Origin of the sequence: Nocardiopsis ganjiahuensis DSM 45031, assembly GCF_000341085.1 — a bacterium.
Lineage (GTDB): Bacteria > Actinomycetota > Actinomycetes > Streptosporangiales > Streptosporangiaceae > Nocardiopsis > Nocardiopsis ganjiahuensis.
The window spans coordinates 174,434-197,194 of the sequence record NZ_ANBA01000015.1; the positions used below are offsets into that span (position 1 = coordinate 174,434).

Annotated in this window: 20 protein-coding genes and 1 pseudogene; 13 read left to right on the forward strand and 8 right to left on the reverse strand. The window is 72.5% G+C overall.

Annotated elements, in window-relative coordinates:
• The first annotated feature begins 104 nt into the window (after positions 1-104).
• The 3 genes from D458_RS0122340 to D458_RS0122350 are packed head-to-tail and all read left to right on the forward strand — an operon-like array spanning position 105 to position 3,380.
• The gene (locus D458_RS0122340; protein WP_017588963.1) at positions 105-1,475 is read left to right on the forward strand and encodes an extracellular solute-binding protein; all 1,371 of its coding nucleotides are present in this window, start codon (positions 105-107) and stop codon (positions 1,473-1,475) included.
• The gene (locus D458_RS0122345; protein ID WP_017588964.1) at positions 1,475-2,431 is read left to right on the forward strand and encodes a carbohydrate ABC transporter permease; all 957 of its coding nucleotides are present in this window, start codon (positions 1,475-1,477) and stop codon (positions 2,429-2,431) included. Before D458_RS0122340 ends, D458_RS0122345 begins: the two co-directional genes overlap by 1 nt.
• A gap of 1 nt (position 2,432) precedes the next feature.
• Entirely contained in the window at positions 2,433-3,380 is a 948-nt protein-coding gene (locus D458_RS0122350) for a carbohydrate ABC transporter permease (protein WP_017588965.1), read from the forward strand.
• Between the two features lie 156 nt (positions 3,381-3,536).
• Here D458_RS0122350 and D458_RS0122355 read toward each other — a convergent pair whose 3' ends face one another.
• Positions 3,537-4,082, reverse strand: a complete 546-nt coding sequence (locus D458_RS0122355) for an ArsR/SmtB family transcription factor (protein ID WP_017588966.1) — start codon at positions 4,080-4,082, stop codon at positions 3,537-3,539.
• Positions 4,083-4,108: 26 nt separating this feature from the next.
• Positions 4,109-4,942, reverse strand: a complete 834-nt coding sequence (locus D458_RS0122360) for a helix-turn-helix transcriptional regulator (RefSeq protein WP_017588967.1) — start codon at positions 4,940-4,942, stop codon at positions 4,109-4,111.
• Positions 4,943-5,115: 173 nt separating this feature from the next.
• Between D458_RS0122360 and D458_RS0122365 the strand changes: the two genes are divergently transcribed.
• The 3 genes from D458_RS0122365 (at position 5,116) to D458_RS34000 (ending at position 8,104) form a co-directional block, all read left to right on the forward strand.
• Positions 5,116-5,853, forward strand: a complete 738-nt coding sequence (locus D458_RS0122365) for an SDR family oxidoreductase (RefSeq protein WP_017588968.1) — start codon at positions 5,116-5,118, stop codon at positions 5,851-5,853.
• Positions 5,854-6,081: 228 nt separating this feature from the next.
• Entirely contained in the window at positions 6,082-6,612 is a 531-nt protein-coding gene (locus D458_RS0122370; protein ID WP_017588969.1) for a DUF7144 family membrane protein, read from the forward strand.
• A gap of 151 nt (positions 6,613-6,763) precedes the next feature.
• Positions 6,764-8,104, forward strand: coding sequence for a sensor histidine kinase (locus D458_RS34000; RefSeq protein ID WP_152521210.1), 1,341 nt, complete (start codon positions 6,764-6,766; stop codon positions 8,102-8,104).
• Here the strand turns inward: D458_RS34000 and D458_RS34945 are convergent.
• Positions 8,061-9,752, reverse strand: coding sequence for a serine hydrolase domain-containing protein (locus D458_RS34945; RefSeq protein WP_017588970.1), 1,692 nt, complete (start codon positions 9,750-9,752; stop codon positions 8,061-8,063). The genes D458_RS34000 and D458_RS34945 overlap by 44 nt on opposite strands.
• Positions 9,753-9,880: 128 nt before the next feature.
• Between D458_RS34945 and D458_RS34010 the strand changes: the two are divergent.
• A pseudogene (locus D458_RS34010) lies at positions 9,881-10,533 on the forward strand (response regulator).
• Between the two features lie 102 nt (positions 10,534-10,635).
• Positions 10,636-11,760 carry a hypothetical protein gene (locus D458_RS0122390; protein ID WP_017588972.1) on the forward strand — a complete coding sequence of 375 codons (1,125 nt, stop codon included), beginning with the start codon at positions 10,636-10,638 and terminating at the stop codon, positions 11,758-11,760.
• A gap of 205 nt (positions 11,761-11,965) precedes the next feature.
• On the opposite strand, the gene D458_RS0122395 is transcribed toward D458_RS0122390, so the two are convergent.
• Complete coding sequence (locus D458_RS0122395) at positions 11,966-12,412, reverse strand: carboxymuconolactone decarboxylase family protein (RefSeq protein ID WP_017588973.1); 447 nt, start codon at positions 12,410-12,412, stop codon at positions 11,966-11,968.
• Positions 12,413-12,509: 97 nt separating this feature from the next.
• On the opposite strand from D458_RS0122395, the gene D458_RS34015 reads away from it, so the two are divergent.
• The gene (locus D458_RS34015) at positions 12,510-13,919 is read left to right on the forward strand and encodes an MATE family efflux transporter (RefSeq protein WP_040702673.1); all 1,410 of its coding nucleotides are present in this window, start codon (positions 12,510-12,512) and stop codon (positions 13,917-13,919) included.
• A 39-nt stretch (positions 13,920-13,958) separates the two neighbouring features.
• Here D458_RS34015 and D458_RS0122405 read toward each other — a convergent pair whose 3' ends face one another.
• The gene (locus D458_RS0122405; RefSeq protein WP_017588975.1) at positions 13,959-15,431 is read right to left on the reverse strand and encodes an FAD-dependent monooxygenase; all 1,473 of its coding nucleotides are present in this window, start codon (positions 15,429-15,431) and stop codon (positions 13,959-13,961) included.
• 134 nt (positions 15,432-15,565) lie between these two features.
• Here D458_RS0122405 and D458_RS0122410 point away from each other — a divergent pair, with 134 nt between their 5' ends.
• Positions 15,566-16,144, forward strand: coding sequence for a TetR/AcrR family transcriptional regulator (locus tag D458_RS0122410; RefSeq protein WP_017588976.1), 579 nt, complete (start codon positions 15,566-15,568; stop codon positions 16,142-16,144).
• Positions 16,145-16,150: 6 nt separating this feature from the next.
• Here D458_RS0122410 and D458_RS0122415 read toward each other — a convergent pair whose 3' ends face one another.
• Both D458_RS0122415 and D458_RS0122420 read right to left on the reverse strand, forming a co-directional pair.
• Entirely contained in the window at positions 16,151-16,864 is a 714-nt protein-coding gene (locus tag D458_RS0122415) for a response regulator transcription factor (protein WP_017588977.1), read from the reverse strand.
• Entirely contained in the window at positions 16,864-18,105 is a 1,242-nt protein-coding gene (locus tag D458_RS0122420; protein ID WP_017588978.1) for a sensor histidine kinase, read from the reverse strand. Before D458_RS0122420 ends, D458_RS0122415 begins: the two co-directional genes overlap by 1 nt.
• Positions 18,106-18,270: 165 nt before the next feature.
• Between D458_RS0122420 and D458_RS0122425 the strand changes: the two genes are divergently transcribed.
• From D458_RS0122425 to D458_RS0122435, 3 genes are all read left to right on the forward strand, one after another.
• Positions 18,271-19,062, forward strand: a complete 792-nt coding sequence (locus D458_RS0122425; RefSeq protein WP_017588979.1) for an ABC transporter ATP-binding protein — start codon at positions 18,271-18,273, stop codon at positions 19,060-19,062.
• Positions 19,047-20,702, forward strand: coding sequence for a hypothetical protein (locus D458_RS0122430; protein WP_017588980.1), 1,656 nt, complete (start codon positions 19,047-19,049; stop codon positions 20,700-20,702). Before D458_RS0122425 ends, D458_RS0122430 begins: the two co-directional genes overlap by 16 nt.
• A 171-nt stretch (positions 20,703-20,873) precedes the next feature.
• Positions 20,874-21,836 carry an SDR family NAD(P)-dependent oxidoreductase gene (locus tag D458_RS0122435; protein ID WP_017588981.1) on the forward strand — a complete coding sequence of 321 codons (963 nt, stop codon included), beginning with the start codon at positions 20,874-20,876 and terminating at the stop codon, positions 21,834-21,836.
• 142 nt (positions 21,837-21,978) lie between these two features.
• Here D458_RS0122435 and D458_RS0122440 read toward each other — a convergent pair whose 3' ends face one another.
• Positions 21,979-22,650: a TetR/AcrR family transcriptional regulator gene (locus D458_RS0122440; protein ID WP_017588982.1), complete on the reverse strand. Its 672-nt coding sequence runs from the start codon at positions 22,648-22,650 to the stop codon at positions 21,979-21,981.
• Positions 22,651-22,761 lie beyond the last annotated feature (111 nt).

Here is a 22,761-nt window from a genome sequence, read left to right on the forward strand (position 1 = left end):
CCGAGCTCCCTGACCGGCTGTCCGATCGGGGCGCTCCCCGGGCCGGGTCCCCTCCCCCGGCCCCGCTTCCCCGTCATGCGTCGGAACGACCAAGGAGGTCGTCGATGTCCCCCCATCCCTCTCCCCCGATCCCGCCGTCCGCGGGCTCCGGTCCGCCGACCGGAGCCGTGTCCCCGCCCACCCGGCGCCAGATGCTCCTCGGAGCCGGAGCCCTCGCCCTCGGCGCCTCGGCCCTGGGCTGTGCTCCCGGCTCCGCCGCCGACACCTCCGAGGTGCGCTTCTGGAGCCTGTTCCAGGGCGGCGACGGCGCCCGCCTGGAGACCATGCTCGACGCGGTGCGTGATCAGGCGCCGCACCTGCGCGTCACCCCGAGCACCCTCGCCTGGGGGCCGCCGTACTACACCAAGCTGGCCATGGCCTCCGTGGGCGGGCGCGCCCCCGAGACCGCGGTCATGCACATGTCCCGCCTTCCGGGGTACGCCCCCGGCGGGCTGCTCGACCCCTTCGACCTGGATCTGCTGGCCGAGTTCGGGGTCACCGCCGAGGACTTCGTGCCCGATCTCTGGGAGCGCGGCATCCACGACGGTTCCACCTACGCGATCCCCCTGGACACCCACCCGGTCGTCCTCTTCTACGACACCGGGATGGCCGACCGGGCCGGACTGCTCGACACCGACGGCAAACTGCGCGCCCTCGACTCCCCCGAGGAGTTCCTGGAGGCCTCACGCGCGATCGCCGAGGTCTCCGGGGGCAGCGGCATCACCTACGGGCACGTCAACGACGACTCCCAGGGGTGGCGGATCTTCTGGAAGCTGTACAACCAGACCGGCGCGGAGCTGAAGCTGCCCCAGGGCGGACCCGCGGAGCTCGACAGGGACGAGGCGCTGCGGGTGTTCTCCTTCCTCGCCGAGCTCATGGACGGGCAGACCTCGGAGAACGACCTGACCTACCAGAGCGCGCTGGCCGGCTTCAGCTCCGGCCGGGCGGGGATGCTCGTCTGCGGTGAGTGGGAGCTGCCCTACCTGCTGGACAACGTCGAGAACCTGGGCGCGGCGCCGTTCCCCACGGTCTTCGAGTACCCCGGCAGCTACGCCGACTCGCACGCCTTCGTCCTGCCCCGACAGAACGATCCCGACCCGGAGCGGGTGCGCGCCGCCCACGAGTTCGTGGCGCTCATGGTGCGGAACAGCCTGACCTGGGGCGAAGCCGGTCACATCCCCGCGTACTCGCCGGTCATGGAGTCCGCGGAGTACCAGGCCCTGACCCCGCAGTCCGACTACGCGTCGGCGGGCGAGACGCCGGTCCTGGACCCCGAGGTGTGGTTCGCGGGGGCGGGTTCGCAGTTCCACTCCAGTGTGAGCGAGTCTCTGCGTACGGCGGTCAGCGGCGAGGGCCCGGAGGCGGCGGTGGAGCAGCTGGCCCGCTCCCTCGACTCCTGGGCGGCCCGGATCAACCCGTCGGAGGGGGTCTCCTGATGAGCGCACCCACCGACACCACCCCTGCCACCCCCGGTACCCGCGCGGACAGCCGTGCGCCACAGCCCCGGCCGGGTCCCGCGCTGCGCCTGTGGCGGCGCGTCCCGGACTCTCCGCTGAGCTTCCTGCTCCCGTTCCTGCTGGTGTACGCGCTCTTCCTGTTCTGGCCCCTGCTCAGCGGCCTGTGGATGAGCTTCACCGACACCGCGCTCAACGGCGCGGGCGGCACCTTCGTCGGGCCGGACAACTACACCGAGGCACTCGGTGACCCGCTGGTGTGGAAGACCCTGGGCAACACCGTCCTGTTCACCGTCGTCACCACCGTCCCCCTGGTCGTGGTCGCGCTGGCCATGGCGGTCCTGGTGCACACCGGCATGCCCGGCCAGTGGCTGTGGCGGCTCTCGTTCTTCATGCCGTTCCTGCTGCCGGTCGCCACCGTGGCACTGGTGTGGCAGTTCCTGTACGTCGACGACTTCGGCCTGTTCAACCAGGTCCTCCGGGCCTTCGGGATGGAAGGGCTGGGCTGGCTGAACGACGACGGTGTGGCCCTGTGGTCGGTGGCGCTCACCACGGTGTGGTGGACCGTCGGCTTCAACTTCCTGCTGTACCTGGCCGCCCTCCAGTCGATCCCCGACCACCTGTACGAGGCCGCGGCGCTGGACGGCGCGGGTGCCTGGGCCCGGCTGTGGTACGTGACCGTCCCCCAGCTGCGCGGGATCACCGTGGTCGTGGTGCTGCTCCAGGTGCTGGCCTCGATGAAGGTCTTCGACCAGATCTACCTGATGACCGGGGGCGGTCCGGGGGACTCGTCCCGCTCACTGCTGCTCTACATCTACGACGTGGGTTTCACCGGCTACCGGTTCGGGTTCGGCGCGGCCGTCTCCTACCTCTTCCTGGCGATCGTCCTCGTCGTCGCCGCCGTCCAGCTGTGGATCACGACGCGGAGAAAGGCCTGACATGAGCACGGACACCCTCACCATCCGGCCGGACCGGCCGGGTCGGACAGGCCGGTCGGCCAGATCGGCCCGAAGAGCCGAACTCGCCCGTGAGCACGCCCGGCGGCGCGACCTGGTCCTGGGCGGCGGACGCGGACCGCGGATCGCCGCCCTCACGGCACTGGTCGTCCTCACCGTGCTGTGGCTGACGCCCATGCTGTGGGGCCTGGCCACCTCGTTCAAGGCGGAGTCGGACGCGATCTCGCTGCCGCTGACCCTGTTCCCCGAGTCGGGGTTCACGCTGGAGCAGTACAGCAGCCTCTTCGCCGCGAGCAACGTGCAGATGTGGATGTTCAACAGCCTGCTCATCGCGGCGCTGGTCACGGTGTTCACCCTCGCGGTGGCGGCGCCGGCGGCCTTCGCGATGTCCCGGATGGCCTTCCGCGGCCGCGCGGCGCTGATGATCGTCACGGTCGCGGCGATCGTGGTCCCGCCCCAGCTGCTCATCGTCCCGCTGTTCCAGCAGATGGTGTCGCTCAACCTGGTCGACACCTACCCCGCGGTGATCCTGCCGCAGCTGGTCGCGCCGATCATCGTCTTCATCCTCAAGCGCTTCTTCGACGCCGTGCCCAAGGAGCTGGACGAGGCGGCGCGGATGGACGGGGCCTCGTACTGGAAGCTGTTCACCTCGGTCATCCTGCCGCTGTCCCGGCCGATCCTCGCCGCGGCCGCGATCTTCGTGTTCATCTCCGCCTGGAACAACTACCTGTGGCCGTTCATCGTCACCACGGACCCGGCCCTGATGACGCTGCCCGTGGGCATCCCGAACATCCTGGACTCCTACGGGACGTTCTACGCCTCGCAGCTGGCGGCGTCGATGATCGCGGCGGCGCCGATGATCATCGTGTTCATGCTGTTCCAGCGGCAGATCGTGAGCAGTGTGGCCACGACCGGGATCACCGGCCAGTAGGAGTGTCCGCGGGAGCGCCCCGCCCGGTGGCCGGCCGCCTTCGCTGAGAAGGCGGCCGGCCACCGGTCACAGGGTGAGGAAGAGGACCGCGGCGACGGTCAGGATCGAGGCGGCGGCCGTGGTCCGTGTACTGCTCAGCACCGCTCCCCCGGGCCCTCAGCCCCGCGCGGCGGTGAGGACCACCAGGAGCGGGACCACCCGTTCCGCCGGGATGACGTAGTGGCCGCGCTTGCGGGTGACGAGCCAGCCCGCCGCGACCAACAGGTTGATGTGGTGGTAGATCTGACCGCTGGTGCCGAACTCCTCACGTTCCTTCAGTTCGGCGACGGTGCCGACCCCGGACCAGACCGCGTGGAGGAGGCTGAGCCGGACGGGGTGGCCGAGCGCGTCGAGGTTCCCCGCCATCGCGGACCAGTCGAGGTTCTCGATCTCGTCGACGGACTTCCCGTACTGCCACTGGACCGGCTCCGGGCTGCCCTGGACCCGAACGACGCCCGCGAAGACCACGGCCCCGTCTTCGGGGACGCGGCCCTTGAGCGCTTCCAGGGCGAAGAACTGCTCGGTGTAGGCCGTCTCGGCGGAGTCGGCTGGGTCGGCGGCCCGGGCCCGCTGCTCCAGTTCGGCGACCCGGATCTCCAGGGCGGCGAGGCGCTGCTCCGCGGTCGGTTCTGAGGTTGGTTCTGGCACGGGACCACGGTACACGATTCTACGTTTTTACGTAAAAGCGTTTATGCGGGATCGAGGTTCTGCACGCCCACGACCCGGAGCAGTTGGAGAGCGTCGTGGGAGGGGGTGCCGGGTGCGGCTGTGTAGAACAGGAGCCGTTGGTCGGCGCAGGAGACCATCAGGGCCTGGGAGTCGAGTTCCAGCGGGCCGACGACCGGGTGGAGCATCCTGTGGACACTGCTTCGCTGAACCTTGATCTCGCGGTCGGACCACAGGTGCGCGAACCGCTCGCTCTGCTCGGCCAGCTCCGCGACCAGTGCGGGCAGACCGGGGTCGTCGGTGTGGCGCCCAGCGGCGGCCCGCAGGTCAGCCACCATCTCGCGGACGATCCGGTCGGCGTCGCCGGGGTCCGTCACCGAGGCGCCGTCGCTCAGGTGCCACCGCAGGAGATTGCGTTCGCGGGCAGGGAGCGCCGAGAAGTCCGTGAACAGGGCGGCCGCCATCGCGTTCCAGGCGAGGACGTCGAACTTCGCGTCGAGCACCACCGCGGGAGTATCCCCGAGCCGGTCCAGCAGGTGGAGCACCCCGGCCGGGACGTCGCGTGACAAACCGGGCGGGGTCGGGGCCTCCCCCGCCAGGTGCAGCAGGTGGGTGTGTTCGTCATCGGTCAGCCGCAGCGCCCGGGCCAGCGCGCCGAGCACCTGCCGCGAGGGACGCGGCCCGCGCGCCTGCTCGAGCCGGATGTAGTAGTCCACGGACATGCCGGCCAGCCAGGCGACCTCCTCCCGGCGCAGCCCGGGGGTCCGGCGCCTGCGCCCGGCCTCCAGTCCCACGTCGGCGGGCTGCACCCGACCGCGCCGGTCCCGCAGGAACCCCGCCAGCTCGCTTCGATCCATCCCACCAGGATGCCCGACGGGCGGGGACCGCGCGGACGCGAGCCTGGTACCGCCGATCCCAGCCTCGGCGGGTCTCTCCCCCCTGCCCGCCGCACCGCCCACACTCCGAAGCGGGAGCTGACCCGGCCCCCGGCGGCGCACGCCGCCGCACCGAGATCGGAAGGACCACCACGATGTCCAGGACCAGTGTCGTCACCGGAGCCAACCGCGGACTCGGGTTCGCCACCGCCCGAGCGCTGGCGGAGGCCGGAGACACCGTCGTCATCGCCGCACGCGACGAGGCGGCCGCCCGGACCGCGGCCGAGAAACTCAACGCCGAGGGCCACTCCGCCCGGTTCGTACGGCTCGACGTGGACTCGCCCGCCAGCGCCCGGGCCGCGGCCGAGCAGGTCGGGCAGTGGGGCGACCACATCGACGTTCTGGTGAACAACGCCGGGATCCTGCCCGAGGCCACCGACGCCGAACAGCGCGAGTTCGCCGGTGTCGAACTGTTCGAGGCGACCTTCCGCACCAACGTGTTCGGGCCCGTGGCGGTCATCGAGGCGTTCCTGCCGCTGCTGCGCGCTTCCGGGGCCGGGAGGGTCGTGAACGTCTCCTCGAGGATGGGCTCCCTGACCGACCACGGCGACCCCGAATCGCCGTACCACGGGACGGCCGTGCCCGCCTACCGGAGCTCGAAGGCCGCTCTGAACAGCATCACCGTCAGCCTGGCCAATCAGCTCGCCGGGACGCCCGTCAAGGTGACCTCCGTCTGCCCCGGTTTCGTACAGACCGAGCTCACCCCGGGCAACAAGGGCCAGGCGCCGCTCACTCCCGAGCAGGCGGTCGCGCCGATCCTGGCCGCGGCGTCGCTGCCGGCGCACGCCCCGTCCGGGACGTTCATCGATCGTGAGGGACCGGTGGCCTGGTAGCTCCGAGAACCGGAAGGCGTGCGGTTCCGAGGGTCCGGAGAGCCGATAGTCCCGAGAATCAGTGCTCACGCACGAGCTTTGCCCGATCCGGAAGAACCGATTCCGTCACCGTTACACCATTTGTCCGATGATGAGGATGCGGCCTTCGGCCCCAATGCTCGTGTAAACCCGAGGGGTCGCCCCCCGTCGGACCCCAGAGTCCACCGGGCGACCGGTAAAGGAGCACCCATGCGGACACAGGCCAACGGTTGGCAGTACTTCGTCTCGACGTTGCTCATCGTCACCGGCGCGATCAACATCATCCAGGGCGTCGCGGCGATGTTCACCCCCGAATACTTCGTTGCCACCGGCTCCCAGATGCTCGTCCTGGACTACGGGGGCTGGGGCGTCCTGCTGGGGCTGTGGGGTGCGGTCCTGGTCATCGCCGGTCTGTCGGTCCTGTCCGGCAGCACCTGGGCCCGGGTCTTCGCCGTCGTCCTGGCCTCCCTGAACGCCATCGCCCAGCTGGCCTTCCTCATCGCCATGCCGCTGTGGTCGGTGGTGGTCATCGCCATCGACATCCTGGTCATCTACGGCCTCACCGCGGGTTGGCCCGCCGCGATCCGCGGTGAGAGCGAGGACTCCGCCGAGGGCAGCTACCGCGCCGGATACCGGGCCGCACACGAACGGCCCGCTGCCGCTCCCCGCCCCACCCGGGCCCCGGAGCAGGGGCAGGAGACCGGCCGGGGGGCCGGCCAGCACCAGCAGCCCACGAGCTGACCCCGCCTGCCGGGCGTCGTCGACCGCCCCCGTCCCGCGGTTCCGGGACGGGGGCGGTTCCTTCTTGTGCCGGTCCCGGGCGTCCGGGGTGTCCGGGGTGCCTCGGGCGTCCCGCGGTTAGACTCGCGGTCCGCGAGGGGAGGGGCGAACGGTGCTCCGCACGAGAATCCGGTTCTGGCCGGCGATGGACGTCGGCGTCGCGCTGCTGCTGACGCTGTCAGTCACGCTGGCATCCGACCTGCCGCGGTGGGGCACGGTCCTGCTGGTGGCCGCCCTGGCCGTGCCCCTCGCACTGAACCAGCGGTTCCCCCGCACCGCCCTGGTCGCGGCGTTCGCGATCCTCCTGTGGACCCCCTCGGCGTCGGCTCCCGCCCTCTACACGGCTCTGCGGGTCGGTCAGCGCGGGCTGCGCCCCTCACCCGCACTGATCCTGTCCGGTGCCGCCATGCTGGCCGCCGGTACGGCCCTGGTCCTTGCGGGAGCGGCGCATTTCAACGCCATCGCGCAGATACCGCTGACCATCCTCCTGCCGTTGGCGGCGGGCGCCGGATGGCGGCGGTACCGGGAGCTCCAGGAACGCGCACGCCTGGGCGCGCTGGAGGAGACCCGCCGCCGGGAACGGGCCCGCATCGCGCACGACATGCACGACTCCCTCGGACACGAACTGGGGTTGATCGCGCTGCGTGCGGGGGCACTGCAGGTCCGCACCGATCTCACCCCCGAGCAGGTGCGCTCCGCGGCCGCCGAACTCCGGCAGGGCGCGGCGACCGCCGCCGAACGGCTGCGCGAGGTGGTGACGGTCCTGCGGGAGGAGTCCGAGGTCGACGGCGGCGAGGCCGCGGACGTGGAAGTACTGGTCCGGCGGTCCGCCGAAGCGGGGATGCGGGTCACCCTGGACGCCACCGGCACGGACGCTCCGCCCCTGGTTCGGAGCACGGTCTCGCGGGTGGTCCGTGAGGCACTCACCAACGCCGCCAAACACGCTCCGGGCTCCTCGGTGACCGTTCGGGTGACCAGCTCCGAGACGGAGACCGAGGTGCTCGTGGCCAACGGTGAACCTCCCGGAGCCGGTGCGGCGGCGCCGGGTTCGGGGGTCGGTCTGGAGGCCCTGGGCGAGCGCCTGCGGTTGGTGGGCGGGCGGTTCCGGGCCGGACCGGACGAAGGGGGCGGTTTCTCCGTGGCGGCCGCGGTCCCCCACCGGTCCATTCCACCCGCCGTCCGGGCCGCCGACGGGGGCCCGGTGGAGGAGCGCCCCGGGGCCCCGACCTCCGGCGGGTCCGGGGAACCGGCTGCCGGAGAGCCCGCGGCCCCGGCTGCCGGAGGGCTCACGCCGTCGCAGGGATCCGAAGCCGCGGAGCCGCTCGCACCGCTGCCGCCGGAGCGGGTGCGGGAGGCCGAGCGGAGCCTGGTCCGCGACCTGGTGCGCACGTCGGTCACTCTGGTCGCCCTCAGCGCGGCGCTGTACTCCCTGTCGTCCCTCCTGGGCTGGTGACCGCTCCCGGGCCGGCGGCCGGGCGGGACCCGGAGCCGGGTGCGGACCGGCGCAGGCGGTGGAGCCGCACGAGGACGGTCGAGGTCTGGGACAGGGTCGCGACCAGGCCCCACAGCCCGAGCATCGGCCACATGAACCACAGCATCAGGCTGCGGGGGTGCGCTCCGTTGAGCGCGATGACCAGGGCGAAGCCCAGAACGAGGGCCAGCGGCAGCAAGCGCGGAACCAGCCCGAGCGCGGCTCGCAGGCTGCCGCGCTCCCTGACCCGCTCGGCCCACTCGGACGCGGTGGTCCAGCGGCGGACACCGAGTCCCACCGAGAGCAGGAGCAGCGCCGACACCCCCAGGTCGACCCACAGGTTGTTCCGGCCGGGCGGCGGGGGTTCCTCCCCCGTCACCAGGTCCATGACCGCCATGGCGAGGGTGAAGGTGGGGTCGAGGAGGAGCATGGTGTTGGCGGTGACCGCGACGGCGTATCCCCGCTCCAGGTGGATTCCCTGGTGGGCGAGGTGGTTGAAGCCGGCGCCGTCGTGGGTCACGCGGGGCGGCCCGTCGTCCGGATCGGACCGCTCGCGCCACCCGAGGGCGTACACCCCCTCGGGCGCGGACGCGGTGAGCGCGGCGTCGACGGACTCCTCGCCGAGGAACCGGGTACCGTCCGCGGCGAGGCCCCCTGAGGTGAAGGGCGCCAGGAAGCGGCCCAGGTCCTCCGCGGTCGTGACCACGTCCCCCGTGCCCGCGGAGTAGTCACCGAACCCGCCGCGGGCGATCCCGGTGCCGAGCAGCCCGCCGTATCCGGAGGCCGCCCCGCCGGGACCGGCCCTGTCCGGGTCCTGAGCGGTCCCGGTGTCGTCCATGCCCAGCGGCCCGAACACGTTCTCGTCCATCTGATCGCCGCGTTCCAGCCCGGTGACCTCCTCCGCGAGAGCGGCGGCCAGCCAGTAGTTGCCGCCGAAGTACGTGTGCCGCTCGCCGGGATCGGAGGTGAGCTCCATGCCGGAGAGCACCTCCAGCGCCTCCTCCTTGGAACCGATCCGCTGCCGGTCGGGGCTGACCAGGCCGTACGAGCCGAGCCCGGAGGTCTGGTCGAGCAGCTGGCGAACGGTGATCCGTTCGGCCCGGTCGTCCACCGGCCGGTAGCCGGGCAGGTGGTCGCGGACGGGATCGTCCAGGGAGAGCTCCCCCTCCTCCGCGAGGCGCAGGATCGACGCCGCCGTCATGGACTTGCTCAGCGAGGCGACGGGCACCGGGGTGGCACCGGTGACGTCCGCGCCGTCGGGGTTGTGGCCGTAGCCCTCGGCGTGAACCACCTCCCCCTCGCGCACGACGGTGACCGTGAGCCCGGAGACACCGGCGGCGTCGAGGTGTTCCCGGGCCAGTTCGTCGACGGCGGCGGAATCCGGTGCCGGTGGAGCGGTTCCCCCGGCCCGGGCCGAATCGGCGGAGGTGGAGTCGGCGGCTTCGGCCGCGGCGACCGGCGATGCGGCGGCCGCGGCGGCAGCGGCCGAGGGCACGGCCAGGACCGCCACCGCCACGATCGCGGCCAGCGAGGCGACGATCACGGTGGGACGCGCCGGGGCGCCGGAGCCCGCGGCGGTTTCGGAGCACTCGGGGCCGGGCGGGGCAGGCAGGTCTGGGAGGTGTCGCATGGAAGCGACGCTACGGAGCGCGGCTCCGGGTCCGCATCGGGTGAAGGAGGTCGGCGCACCTGACTTTCGGCCGACCCCCGTCGGCGCGTCGGCCGCAGCGGTAGCGTCATCGGGGGCGAGGAGGTTCGATGATCCGGGTTGTGGTGGCCGACGACGAGGCACTGGTGCGCGCCGGGGTGCGTGCGGTGGTGACGGCGCAGGGCGACATCGAGGTGGTCGGCGAGGCGGGCGACGGCCCGGAGGCGGTCCGGTTGGTGGGCCGGCTGCTGCCCGACGTGGTCCTGCTGGACGTGCGCATGCCCGGCGGAGACGGCCTGGACGCGGCGGCGCGGATCCGGCGGTCCCACCCGGAGACGGCGGTGGTCATGCTCACCCTCTTCGACGAGGACGCCTACGTGAGCGCCGCTCTCGACGACGGCGTGAGCGGTTTCCTGCTCAAGACCGGCGACCCCGAGGAACTGCTGACCGGGGTGCGCGCGGCCGCCGAGGGCGGGGCTTTCCTGTCGCCGAAGGTGGCACGCCGGGTCGTGGACCTGATCGGTTCCCGCGCCGAGGCCCCGCCGCCCGGGCCCGGCAGCGGGTGGCCGCGCTCAGCGTCCGGCAGCGCGAGGTGCTGTCCCTGGTGGGAGCGGGACTGACCAACGCGGGGATCGCGCGGGAGCTCGGGCTGTCCGACAGCACCGTGAAGACACACCTGGAGGCGATCCGGGACCGGTTGGGCGAGGGCAACCGGGTCCGGACCGCTCTGATCGCCTACGAGGCCGGACTGATCGACGGGTGACCCGCTCCCGCCCGGGTCCGGCAGGAGAACCCGGGCCGGGAGGTCCGCCGACCTCGCGGCAATCCTGTGGACAACCGGTTTCGCGGCGCCGGAAAACCTAGAATGGAGAGCATGCACACCCCCCAGCGCTCCCAGAGCATCCGTGTGTCCGCCTCCGTGATGTGCCACCCCGCCCGGGCCGACGCGGCCGGAAGGGTCGCCGAGAGCACCGGCCTCCCCCTGACCGGCCTGGCCCTGGACCCCGAGCCGGACGGTCCGCCCACCGCGCTGCGCAGCGCCCGGGTGGCGTTCGGTGCGGCCGCGCGGCACGAGACCACGCACCACCTGGTCCTTCAGGACGACGCCCGGCTGGCCGAGGGTTTCGCCGGGACCGTGGAACGGTACCTGGCCGCCCACCCGGAGGCGGCGGTGTCGTTCTTCGTCGAGTGGGGTTCGCGCACCGCCACGCTGGCCCGCTGGGCGGTGTTCACCGGTGCCGGAGCGGTCCCGGTGGTCAACCCCTACGTGCCCACGGTGGCCCTGGCCCTGCCCTCGGAGCTGTCCGCGGCACTGGGCCGGTTCCTCGCGGAGGAGGCGGTGGAGGGGGAGCCCGACGACCGCGAGGTGCTGCGGTTCGTCCGGCGCACCGGGACGCCCGCCCTGGTGGCGGTACCCAACCCGGTGGAGCACGAGGAGCTGCCCAGCCTGGTCGGCAACTCCGGGCACGGAGCGCGAAGATCGGTGTGCTTCGCCCCGGAACCGCCGCCCGGGACCGACACCTCGGTCCTGGAACCGCCGCGCCCGCTGCCCCACCTGAACTGGACCACCGGGGCGGCCTCCCTGATCGACCTGGACCGCGACGTACCGGAGGCGCACCTGCCCCTGGCCGAGGCCCTGGCGACGTGGGGAGCCGAGGAGGCGGGGCTGGCCGCCGCGCTGACCGCCCGCACCGAAGGGGGTTCGCTGGGGGACCTGGTCCCGCGTCCGCACCTGGCCTCGGTCTGGCACACCGCGGTGGCCAACGGCGCCGTGCTGGAGTCCCGCTGGCCCGGGGTGGTCGGCGGGCTGCGCGACCGGCTGGGCGAGACCGCGGTGGAGGGGGCGCTGGCCACGCTGGTGCCCGGGGCGCTGCGCACCCTCGTCGACGCCGCCGCGGTGGAGGAGCACCGGTCGGAGGTGGTCGGGCTGACCCTGGCCGCCCTGGAGTACGGGGCGGAGCACTGTCCCGCCCCGAAGGAGGCACTGTGACCGCGCACGCGCCGATCTCCTGTGCGGTGACGGCCCATCCGCGCCGCTCCCTCAGGCCCCGGACCAGGAGATGGTTAGAGGCGGACCGGGGCCCGTGCCGCGACCCGAAGGGGTACAGCGTTTGCGCGGCCGAGCGCCGGTGAGCGCGGCCCCTGCCCGGCGCCGGTGGTCGGAACCGGCCACCGGCGCCGGGCAGGACCGGTGGCTAGCGCTCCTTGGGGTGCAGCTGGCTGGTGACCGCGAGCCGGTTGTAGAGGTTGATCATGGCGATGGCGGACATCAGGGCGGCGAGCTCGGTCTCGTCGAAGTGCTCGGCCGCCTCCTCGTAGGCCTGGTCGGACACCCCGGTGCCGCCCAGTTCGGTCATCTCGTCGGTCAGGGCGAGGGCGGCGCGCTCCCGCTCGGTGAACCGCTCACCGGCCTCGTACCAGGTGGAGACCAGGAAGAGCCGCTGCTGGGACTCACCCTCGCCCAGGGCCTTGTGGGTGTGCAGGTCCACGCAGAACGCGCAGCCGTTGAGCACGGAGGCGCGGAGTTTGACCAGTTCCAGCAGTTTCACGTCCAGGTGGCCGGCGAGAATGTGGTCGATCTCGTCGAGCTTCTTGTAGACCTGTGGAAGTTTCTTCCCCCAGAGCACGCGCTTTTCGGCCATGAGAACCGTCCCCTCGTCATCGAACGCACTGTCGAGCCAGATGCTACGTTCCCCGCCCCCGGGAAAACGCTCACCCCCCAAGGAGTCGTCCCCGCGCATGTCGTCGAGTACCGATCCCGCCCAGGCCCCTCCGACCGCCGCAGCACCACCCGAGCTCCCGAGGCGCTCGGGGGTGATCGCCCGACGGATCGCGGGCAAGGCCCTGCCGCTGTACCTGTCGATGTTCGCGACCCTGTTCGGGACCGCGGTCACCGCCGCGGTCCTGGGCAACACGAGCACCGTGGAGCTGGCCGCCTACGCGTTGGTGATCGCCGTGTTCAACCCGATGATCATGGTCGTGCACGGCACCCTGCGCGGCTCGATGCCCTTCTTCACGGAGAACGAGGACTCGCCCGAGGCACTGGCACCGGTGGTGCGCGACAGCCTGTGGATCGCTCTTTTCCTGGGGCTCCTGGGAGGGCTGCTGATCCTCGCCGTCCCGCTGGGCGCACGGCTGATCGGGGTGGCCGAGCCGACCGTGGCAGCACTCGGCCTCTACCCCCTGTGCATGGCCGGGTACGTGGTGCTGGCCTCGATCAAGAACGCCACCACGGTGCTGCTGGTGGGCCTGGGCCACACCACCGCGGTGCTGGTGCTGTCCCTGACCGCCGTGGCGCTCAGCCTGGTGCTGACCCCGGTCCTGGTCCTCGGCCCGGGCCCCTTCCCGGAACTGGGGCTGCTGGGCGCCGGGATATCGATGCTCGGGATGAACGTGCTCACCCTGGGGCTGAACTTCGCCGTGGTCGGCCGCATGACCGTCCTGCGCGGGTACCGGATCGGCTTCGGGCGGCCCCGGTGGGCGGGGATCGGCCGGATCGCCAGGGTCGGGGTCCCCACGGGTTCCACACTGCTGATCAAGTCGGGGTCGCTGAGCGTCCTGGCCGTGGTGGTGGCCCGGATCGGCCCCGAGGAGGCCGCCGTGCACCAGGTCGTGGTGGTGCTCCTCGGGTTGTCCTTCATCTCCTTCGTCGCGGTGGGTCAGGCCACCGTGCCGTTCACCGTGCGGGCCGCCAGGGCGCGTTCCCGGCCCCTGGTCGTGCGCACCGTGTTGGCGAGCTACCTGGTGTCGGTCCCGGTGGTGGTGGTCAGCGGGACGGTGCTGTGGTGGGGGGCCGGTCCGGTGGCGTGGTTGTTCACCGACGATCCGTACGTGCACGCGGGGGTGGTCGCGATCGTTCCGCTGCTGTGTCTGGTGGGCCTGTTCGACGCCCTGCAGTCGGCGCCCAACAGCGGGATGCTCGGGCTCAAGGACACACGGCCCGCCGTGTACGCGTTCGCGTTCGGCTACGGGCTGCTGGTGCTGGTGTCGGTGCCGGTCGTGGAGCTGGGCGGGCTGACCGCCCTGTGGGCGGCCTACACGGCCGCCACGGCGTCGCTGGTCCTGCTCCAGTGGATCTCGTTCCTGAGGATATCCCGGAAGGCGGTCCGGGAGGGAGCACCGGAGGCGGGGGCGGAACGCTCCGGATGAGCAGGGGCCGGGCCGGTGGTACGGATGCCCCGACCGCGGTCAGGGCGTGCCCGTCCATTCGCTGAGGGCGGTGCGCGTCTGCGCGGCGGAGGGGCGTTCACCGCTCCAGGCGACGTAGCCGTCGGGTCGCATCAGGAGGACGTCCGCGCCCTCGGGCAGCTCACCCCGGACGTGCAGGGCCTGGATCCGGTCCGCCCAGGGTTCGGCGGCCTTCGCAGCTCTCCCGTCGGCGGTGGTGTCGATCAGTGTGAACCGGGCGGGGTCGACCAGTTCGTACAACCGCGTCGGCGCGCCCGCGCTGACCAGTGACAGGTCGTCCACGCGCTGTCCCACGGAGACGGTGTCCTCCACCGGCTCGGGCCGGTCGTAGTGCACGCCGATCCCGGACAGGAGCCTGCGCACCCCCTCGGAGACCTTACGGATCCGGAGCATGCGAGGAGCGACGAACGGGCGGATGGCCCGGATCGGCGCCGGGGCGACGGCGATGCGCAGGATGGCGTCGGTGAGGCGCAGGGTCGAGCGCCCCACCGGGTGGCGTTCGCTCTCGTAGGTGTCGAGCAGCCAGGACGGTGCCCAGCCCTGTTCCAGCGCGACGAGTTTCCAGGCCAGGTTCGCGGCGTCCTGGATCCCGGTGTTCATGCCCATGGCGCCCATCGGGGAGTGGACGTGCGCGGCGTCCCCGGCGAGCAGGACCCGGCCGACCCGGTAGCGGTCGGCCTGGCGGCGCTCGCTGAGGAAGCGCGTGGACCAGCGGGTCTCGGCGACGGTGAGCTGCCCGTCGGTGATGCGGCCCAGGGAGTCGTTGAGCTCCTCCAGGCCGACGGGCCGGTCGATGGGCACGTCCTGGCGCGTCCGGTCCCAGACGGTGGCGCGGAACCAGCCGTCGCCGTAGGGAGGCAGCAGGGCGACACCGTCGGCGCCCATGAACGGGTTGACCGCGCGGGGCAGGTCCTGTTCCAGGCGCACGTCGGCCAGGATGATGTGGGTGTCGTAGCTGTGTCCGCTGAACCCCACCCCCAGCCGGGCGCGGACGGCGCTGTGCGCGCCGTCGGCACCGACCGCGTAGGAGGCGCGTTCGGTGTGTTCGCCCTCGGCGGTGCGGACGGTGAGGGTGACCCCGCCCTCGTCCTGGTCGAGCCCGGTGACCTCGGCCCCGCGCAGGATCGGCACGCCCAGGCGCTCGGCGCGGCGCTGGAGGAGTGCCTCGGTCCGGGCCTGCTGGACGGTCAGCACGTAGGGGAACCGGCTCTCGGGGTGGCGCAGGTCGAGGACGAGTTCCCGGGTTCCCAGCACGGGTCGGACCTCGGGGACCTGGAAGCCCTGTTCGACGATCTCGTCGGCGATACCGCGCATGTCGAACAGTTCGAGGGTGCGGGCGTGCAGGGCGAAGGCGCGGGTCAGGTTGGACTCCTCCGCGCGCTTCTCCAGGATCTTGACCTCGATGCCGGCTTCGGCGAGGTCTCCCGCGAGCATGAGGCCGGTGGGACCGGCTCCGACGACGATGACGCTCATGGCGCTTCTCCCTACGGGGGGTTATCCGGTACTCTGAATACCGGAATCTTTAGTACAGGTACTCCGAGTACCGAAATGCTTAGTACCGATACTACGAGTACCTCAACTGCTGTCAAGAGCCCGGGGAGAGGAAGATGAACAAGGGACGCGGCGGCCGCCGCCCCGACCCCGCCGTGGACGAAGCCGTTCGGCGGGCCGCTGTGGAACTGCTCCTGGAACGCGGGTTCGAGCTGACCTTCGACGAGGTCGCCGAACGCGCGGGAGTGGGACGCACCAGCGTCTTCCGCCGCTACGCCACCAAGCAGGAGCTGGTCCTGGCCGCCGCCGAGCAGGTCACCATCGGGCGGATCGAGGTGCCCGACACCGGCACGCTCCGCGGCGACATGGGCGCGGCCGTGCTCGCCGTCTACGGAGTGTTCGGCGAGGCCGCCACCCAGACCCTGGCCAGGCACGCCCTCGTGGCCGCGCTCCAGGACCAGGCGGGTTCGGTGATCATGCGCGCCGTCCTGGACCGCCGGCTCGAGATGGTCACCGCGCTGTTGGAACGCGCCGTGGACCGCGGCGAGATCACCGGCACCGACCGGGCCCGGCTGGTCGCCGACCTGCTCTCCGGGGTGATCATGGCGCGGATGGCCAGCGGTCAGCCGCTCCCCGAGAAGGAGGAGGCCGAGGCCCTCGCCGCCGCCATGGCCACCGCGGCGGGCGCCGCCTGAGAGGGCTCAGTCCTCGGAGTGGCGGGCGTCGTGGGTGAGCAGGGCCAGCTGGATCCGGCCCGACAGGTCCAGTTTGGTGAGCGCGCTGGACACGTGCGCCTTCACGGTTCCCATGGACATGTACAGGCGTTCGGCGATCTCCGCGTTGGACAGCCCCTCCGTCACCGCCTCGGCCACGTCCCGCTCCCGGTCGGTGAGCAGAGCCAGCCGGGCCCGGGCGCGTTCGCGGCGCGTGGGCGCCTCGGAGCGCTCCCCCGGGTCGCCACCGGCCACCCGGTCCATCAGGGCGCGCGCCACGCTCGGCGACAGCACCGGTTCGCCCGAGGCGGCCCGCCGCACCGCCTCGACGATGCGCGCCGGGTCGGTGTGCTTGAGCAGGTAACCGGCGGCGCCCGCGCGCAGGGCCCGCACCACGGTGGCGTCGGCGTCGAAGGTGGTGAGCACGATGACCTGCGGCCCGGTACCCCTGTCCGCCCCCGGAGCCGTACCCGAACGCAGCTCCTCGGTGGCGGCGATGCCGTCCGCCCCCGGCATCCGCACGTCCATCAGGACCACGTCCGGCCGGTGCTCGGCCACAGCGGCCGCGACCGCGGAGCCGTCGTCGGCCTCACCCACGACCTCGATGTCACCGTCGCCGGAGAGCATCAGGCGCAGACCGGAGCGGACCAGGGCGTCGTCGTCCACGAGCAGGACCCGGATGGGAGCGTTCACGGCCACCACTATGACACCTTCCGCCGATCTCCCCCGGGTGCGCCCGAAGCCCGGCCCTGCGGCCAGGGCAGGGTCGCCGTCAGCCGGTACCGGCCGTGCGCGGGGCCGTGCCTCAGATGCCCGCCCTCCAGTTGCACCCGCTCGGCCAGCCCGGCCAGACCGGCCTCCGCGCCGGGGATCTCCCGGACGGACCTGCCCACCGGGAGCACGTTGCTGACCACGACCACCAGCCCGCGTCCCGGGGCGCCGGACACCGTGACCGAGGCCTTCGCCCCCGGGGCGTGTTTCCGGGAGTTGGTCAGCCCCTCCTGCACCACCCGGTAGGCCGTGCGCTGCACCGGGTCCCGGGGCTCGGCCCCCTCGGGCAGGTCCGAGGTGTAGGTCACCCGCTCCCCCGCCTCGACCGCCTCCGCCACCAGGCGCGACACGTCGGCCAGGCGGGGCTGGGGCACGGCCTCGTCGTCCTCTCCGGTCAGGTCGTCCGAACGCAGCACGGTGAGGATGTCGCTGAGCTCGTCCAGGACCCGGTGGGCGTTGTCGCGGATCACCCTCACCGCCGCGCCCACCTCCGCGGCCTTCAACGGCTCGGCCTCCCCGCTCTCGGCCCGCTCGGTGCGGTAGGCCAGCGCCCCGGCGTGCACGGACAGCAGGGACATGCGGTGGGCGACGACGTCGTGCATCTCGCGGGCGATGCGGCGGCGCTCGGCCACCCTCGCCGCCGCCAGCCGCTCCTCCTTGAGCTCGCGTTCGCGCCGCACGTCCTCCCTCAGCCGGTCGACCAGGCGCCGCCGGGAGCCGATGGCAGCGCCCCAGGCCACGAAGGCGCTCAGCATCACCAGGATCAGGATGCCGGTCAACACGGAGTCGGCGGCGGTGGCGGGGACGAGGACGACCCAGGGCAGCCCCAGGACCACGGTCAGCGCCGCCACCCCGACCGCCTGGGACACGGGCCGGTAGATCGCCAGGCCGATGAGGGCCACGGTCAGCGCACCGAGCACCGACGTCGAGAACGAGGAGGCCAGGGCGACCCCCGCCGCCACCGCCAGCGGGTGGTCCCGGCGCCACCACAGGGCGGCGCAGGCCAAGGGCAGGCAGGCCAGGTCCAGCCACAGCACCCACTCCGGCACCCGGTCGGCCGGGTGGATGTCCGCCGCGTAACCGGAGAAGGACAGCAGCCCGAAGCCCACGGCGAACACCGTCAGGAGACCGTCGACGGCCAGGTCACGGCGGCTGCGGCGCCCCTCCTCCATGTGCCCTCCCCGTTCGGTCCCGTACCGGCCTCCAGCCTAGGACCGCGCCCCTGCCGCCGCCTCGACCGCCAGGCCAGGAATCGGCCCCGCACGCCGGCCACCTGACCGGGGACTCTGTCCGGGTGACCGATGCGCGCGGGGGGTGCGTGGCGAAGTATGGGCGGTATGACAAGAGCCGACGCACCAGCAGCAGCCGCTCCAGCACTGGAACTGGACGAACTCACCAAGACCTTCAACGAGACCCGGGCCGCCGACGGCGTGAGCCTGACGGTGCCGCGCGGCGCCATGCTGGGACTCGTGGGTCCCAACGGCGCGGGCAAGACCACCTCCCTGTCGATGGCCGTGGGTCTGCTGCGCCCGGACTCGGGAACCGCGCGGGTGCTCGGTGTGGACGTGTGGAAGGACCCTGTGGAGGCCAAGCACCGGTTGGGCGTGCTGCCCGACGGGCTCTCCCTCCCGGAGCGGTTGACCGGCGGAGAGCTGCTCGACTACTGGGGGCGGCTGCGCGGCCTGGACCGCGACGTCACCCGCACCCGCGCCGAGGAGATGCTCAAGGTCCTCGAACTGGACGGGGCCGAGCGCGACGGTGTGCTGGTCGCCGAGTACTCGACCGGTATGCGCAAGAAGATCGGCCTGGCCACGGCGCTCCTGCACGCGCCGGACGTGCTGGTCCTGGACGAGCCCTACGAGGCCGTCGACCCGGTGTCGGCCCGTGTGCTGACCGCCATCCTGCGCCGGTTCACCGACGGCGGCGGCACCGTGGTCATCTCCAGCCACGTGATGGCCCTGGTGGAGCAGCTCACCGACCGGGTCGCGATCATCGCCGAGGGCCGGGTCCTGGCCGACGGCACGCTCGGCGACGTGCGGGGCGTGGACGCCACCCTGGAGGACACCTTCGTACGGCTGGTCGGGGCGCGCGAGGTCAGCGAGGAGGACCTGACGTGGTTGAACTCCTGATCCGGCTCAAGTTCACCCTGGGGCGGCACACCACCGGCGCCACCCGGTGGTTCTCGTTGTCGCTGATCCTCCTCGGCGCCGGGCTGACCTGGTACCTGACGGTGACCGCGGCCTCCGCCGAGGTGCGGTCCAGCCTGCTGATGCTGGTGCTGGCGGTGTGGGCCGGCGGCTGGGTGCTGGGGCCGACCATCACCAACGGTGTGGGGGTGCTGCGTTCGCAGTACTTCACCCTCCTTCCCCTGGACCGGAACCGGGTGGGCGCCGGTCTGCTGGTGACCATGTTCATCGGCGCGGGGGCGCTGTTCACCCTGGTGGCGACGTCTGCGCTGGCCTGGCACGCCTGGGCCTCCGACGCCGCCGCGCTGTTCCTGGGTCTGCTCGGAATGCTCCTGCTGGTGGTGTTCATGGTGTCGCTGTCGCGCCTGGTGTTCCGAGCGCTGGGCGCGGCCATGCACAGCCGCCTCGGCATGGAGATCGCCTCGCTGCAGTGGGGCCTGATCGTGGCCGGGCTGTTCTTCGGGTGGGTGGCGGTCCAGCCCGCCCTGGCCGCGGTGGGGAGCCTGTCCGAGTTCGGCCTCCAGGGCACGGCGGTGACCGTGCTGTCCGTACTGCCGACCTCCTGGCCGGTGCTGGCCGTGGACGCGGCCGTCGCGGGGGCGTGGGGCGCGGCCTTCGGTTGGCTGGGCGCCTTCGCCGCGCTCACCCTGGTCACGGTCCTGGTCACCGTGCGGTTGCTGGCACCCGCCGTGACCTCCCGCGGGGTACGGCGGCGTTCGCGCCCGCTCGGTTCCCGGGTGTTCGACGGCGGACGCCCGCTCCTGCCGGACACCCCGTTGGGCGCGGTGGTCGGCAAGGAGCTGCGCCAGTGGTGGCGCGACCCGTGGCGCGGTCTGGAACTGCGCTCCTCCCTGTACGCGGGTCTGTTCATCGGTCTGCTCGGGCTGATCAGCTACCTCCCGCAGATCGCTCCGTTCTCCGGGGTCTTCGCCGTGGTGATCATGGGCATGAGCAGCTCCAACCTGTACGGGCACGACGGCACCGCCCTGTGGCTGAGCGTGGTCGGCCAGGGCCGGGACACGGTCCGCGCCGAGATCCGGGGGCGGCAGGTCGCGATCGCCCTGCTCATCACCCCCCTCGCCGCGCTGATGAGCGTGGTGATGGTGGTGGCCACCGGTGAGTACGGGGCGGTGCCCTACGTACTGATCGGCCTCGTGGTCGCCCTCGGCGTGACCAACGGGCTCGCGGTCCTGCTGTCCGTCGTGGCCGTGACCCCAGGGGTGGACCCGCACCGGCGGGTGGACGCCAACGACACCGGGGACAACCAGCTCCAGGTGTGGCTGACACTGGTCGCCTTCCCCGTGCTCGCGGCCCCGACCCTCGCGGCGGCCGTGTGGGCGGGGGCGCAGGGGACGCCGTGGCTGGCGGTCCCGGTCGCCCTGGCCAACGGCGCGCTGGCCGCCTGGCTGATGGGGTGGGCGGCCCACCGGAGGCTGGAGAGCCGGCTCCCGGAGACCTTCACCCGTATCCGCTACGGCAAGGAGATCGCCGCCCAGGCCGTTCCGAGGTCCGGCGGCCTGCTGGACCGACTGGAGCGCGGCGCGCTGTCTGCAAACAACGAAATCAAACCGACCGGGTCCTGAGCCCCCGCGGAGGAGCGGCGCCGGTGGCGGCCCCGGGCCGCCACCGGTGTTCCTTCCTCACTCCGGGTAGCCCGACCACAGAGGTGTGTCCTGCAGAGCCCGCAGCACCTCGGCCGCGGCCCGGCGGCGGGGCTTGACCTGGAGCGCGCTCCAGCTCCTAGCGTGGGCCGCATGACCACGAAACAGAGCAAGATCGGCTCCGGCTTCGGCATGCGCAGCACCGCGGCCGAGGTCCTCGACGGCATCGACCTGACCGGCAGGACCGCCCTGGTGACCGGCGGCTACTCAGGAATCGGACTGGAGACCACACGGGCCCTCGCGGGGGCGGGCGCCCGCGTGGTCGTCCCGGCGCGCAGGCCGGACCAGGCCGAGGAGGCGCTCGCGGAGATCTCCGGCACCGAGGTCGCCGAGACGGACCTGGCGGACCTGGAGAGCGTGCGCCGCTTCGCGGAGTCCTTCCCGTACGACCGCATCGACCTGGTGATCAACAGCGCGGGGATCATGGGCAACCCGCACACGGTGGTCGGACCCGGCTGGGAGTCCCAGTTCGCCGTCAACCACCTGGGGCACTTCGCCCTGGTCAACCGGCTGTGGCCGAGGCTCGGCAAGGACGCCCGCGTGGTCTCGGTGTCCTCGAGCGGGCACCACGCGTCCGGCATCCGCTGGGACGACCCGTGGTTCGAGCAGGGTTACGACCGCTGGCAGGCCTACGGGCAGGCCAAGACCGCGAACGTGCTGTTCGCCGTGCACCTGGACCGGCTCGGCCGCGAGCACGGGGTGCGTGCCTTCGCCCTGCACCCGGGGGCGATCCTCACCGAGTTGCAGCGCCACATGACCACCGGGGAAATGGTGGAACGGGGCTGGATCGACGAGGAGGGCAACACCGTCAACCCCGTCTTCAAGACCCCCGAACAGGGCGCGGCCACCCAGGTGTGGGCGGCCACCTCGCCGCGGCTGGCGGGCCTGGGCGGGTTGTACTGCGAGAACGCCGACATCGCCGAACTCCCGGAGAAGGCCGACCCCTCGCGGGGTGAGGGCGGGATCGCCCCGCACGCCAGCGACCCCGAACAGGCCGAACGGCTGTGGGCCTGGTCGGCCGAGCTGACCGGGGTGGACGCCTTCGCGCGCTCCTGACACCGGACTCCCTGTCCGGGGAGCGCTCCGACCCCGGGGCCCTGTCCGCTGGTGCGGCCCCCTGACCTGGGAGGCGCACCGCGGACGGGGCCCTCACCGTCGGGGCCTCCCGGTCCCGCCGGGGTGCCCCGCCACCGGCGCGTCACCGCTCCGGCAGCCCCAGCAGGCGGACGTACATCGCGGTCAGTTCCCGGGCGGCCCGGGCGCGGTCCCCCGGGGCCGCGGCGAGCCCGCGGGCGAAGGCCGCGACCATGCCCCCGGCCGCCTGGGCGACGGCCTCCGGCGAGGCCGCGGGGTCGGCCAGCCCCCGGTCCACGAGGCGCTGGGTGTAGCGGGCCGATCGGCGGCGCGGCAGCCCGTGGATCTCCTCCCACAGGGCGCTCATCGCGGGGTCGGACAGCGACTGGTGCTGGAGCACGGTGATGAACGCGAGGTTCTCCGTGTAGGCGTCCAGGAAGGCCGTGACGGTCTCCCGGGCCACCGCGTAGGGGTCCTCGGCGTCGATCCCGTCGAGCTCCTGACTGGCCAGGAAGCGGGCCCGGACCCCCTCGGCCAGGACCGCGAACACCTCCTCCTTGGAGGCGAAGTACACGTAGAAGGTGGCCCGGCCGACCCCCGCCTCGGCGGTGATCCCCGCGACGGTGGTCCGCGCGTAGCCGTTGCGTTCGAACACCCTCCGCGCCGCGGTGAGGAGGTCGGCGCGGGTGGCGCTGTCGGCCCGGTCGTGCTTGGTCCGGGTCTGCCACTCCCTCTTCCCTGTTCGCCCCGGTGTTCCCGCCTTCTCCGGCCTCTCCGGCTTCCCTGGCTCGTCCATGCGGGCGAGTATCCCAGAGCCCTCACCCGGAGGACACCACCGTTGACACTGGTGTCAACGCGGGTGCAGACTCGGGTCACCCACCGGCCGAGCGCCCCCAGGAAGGGGACC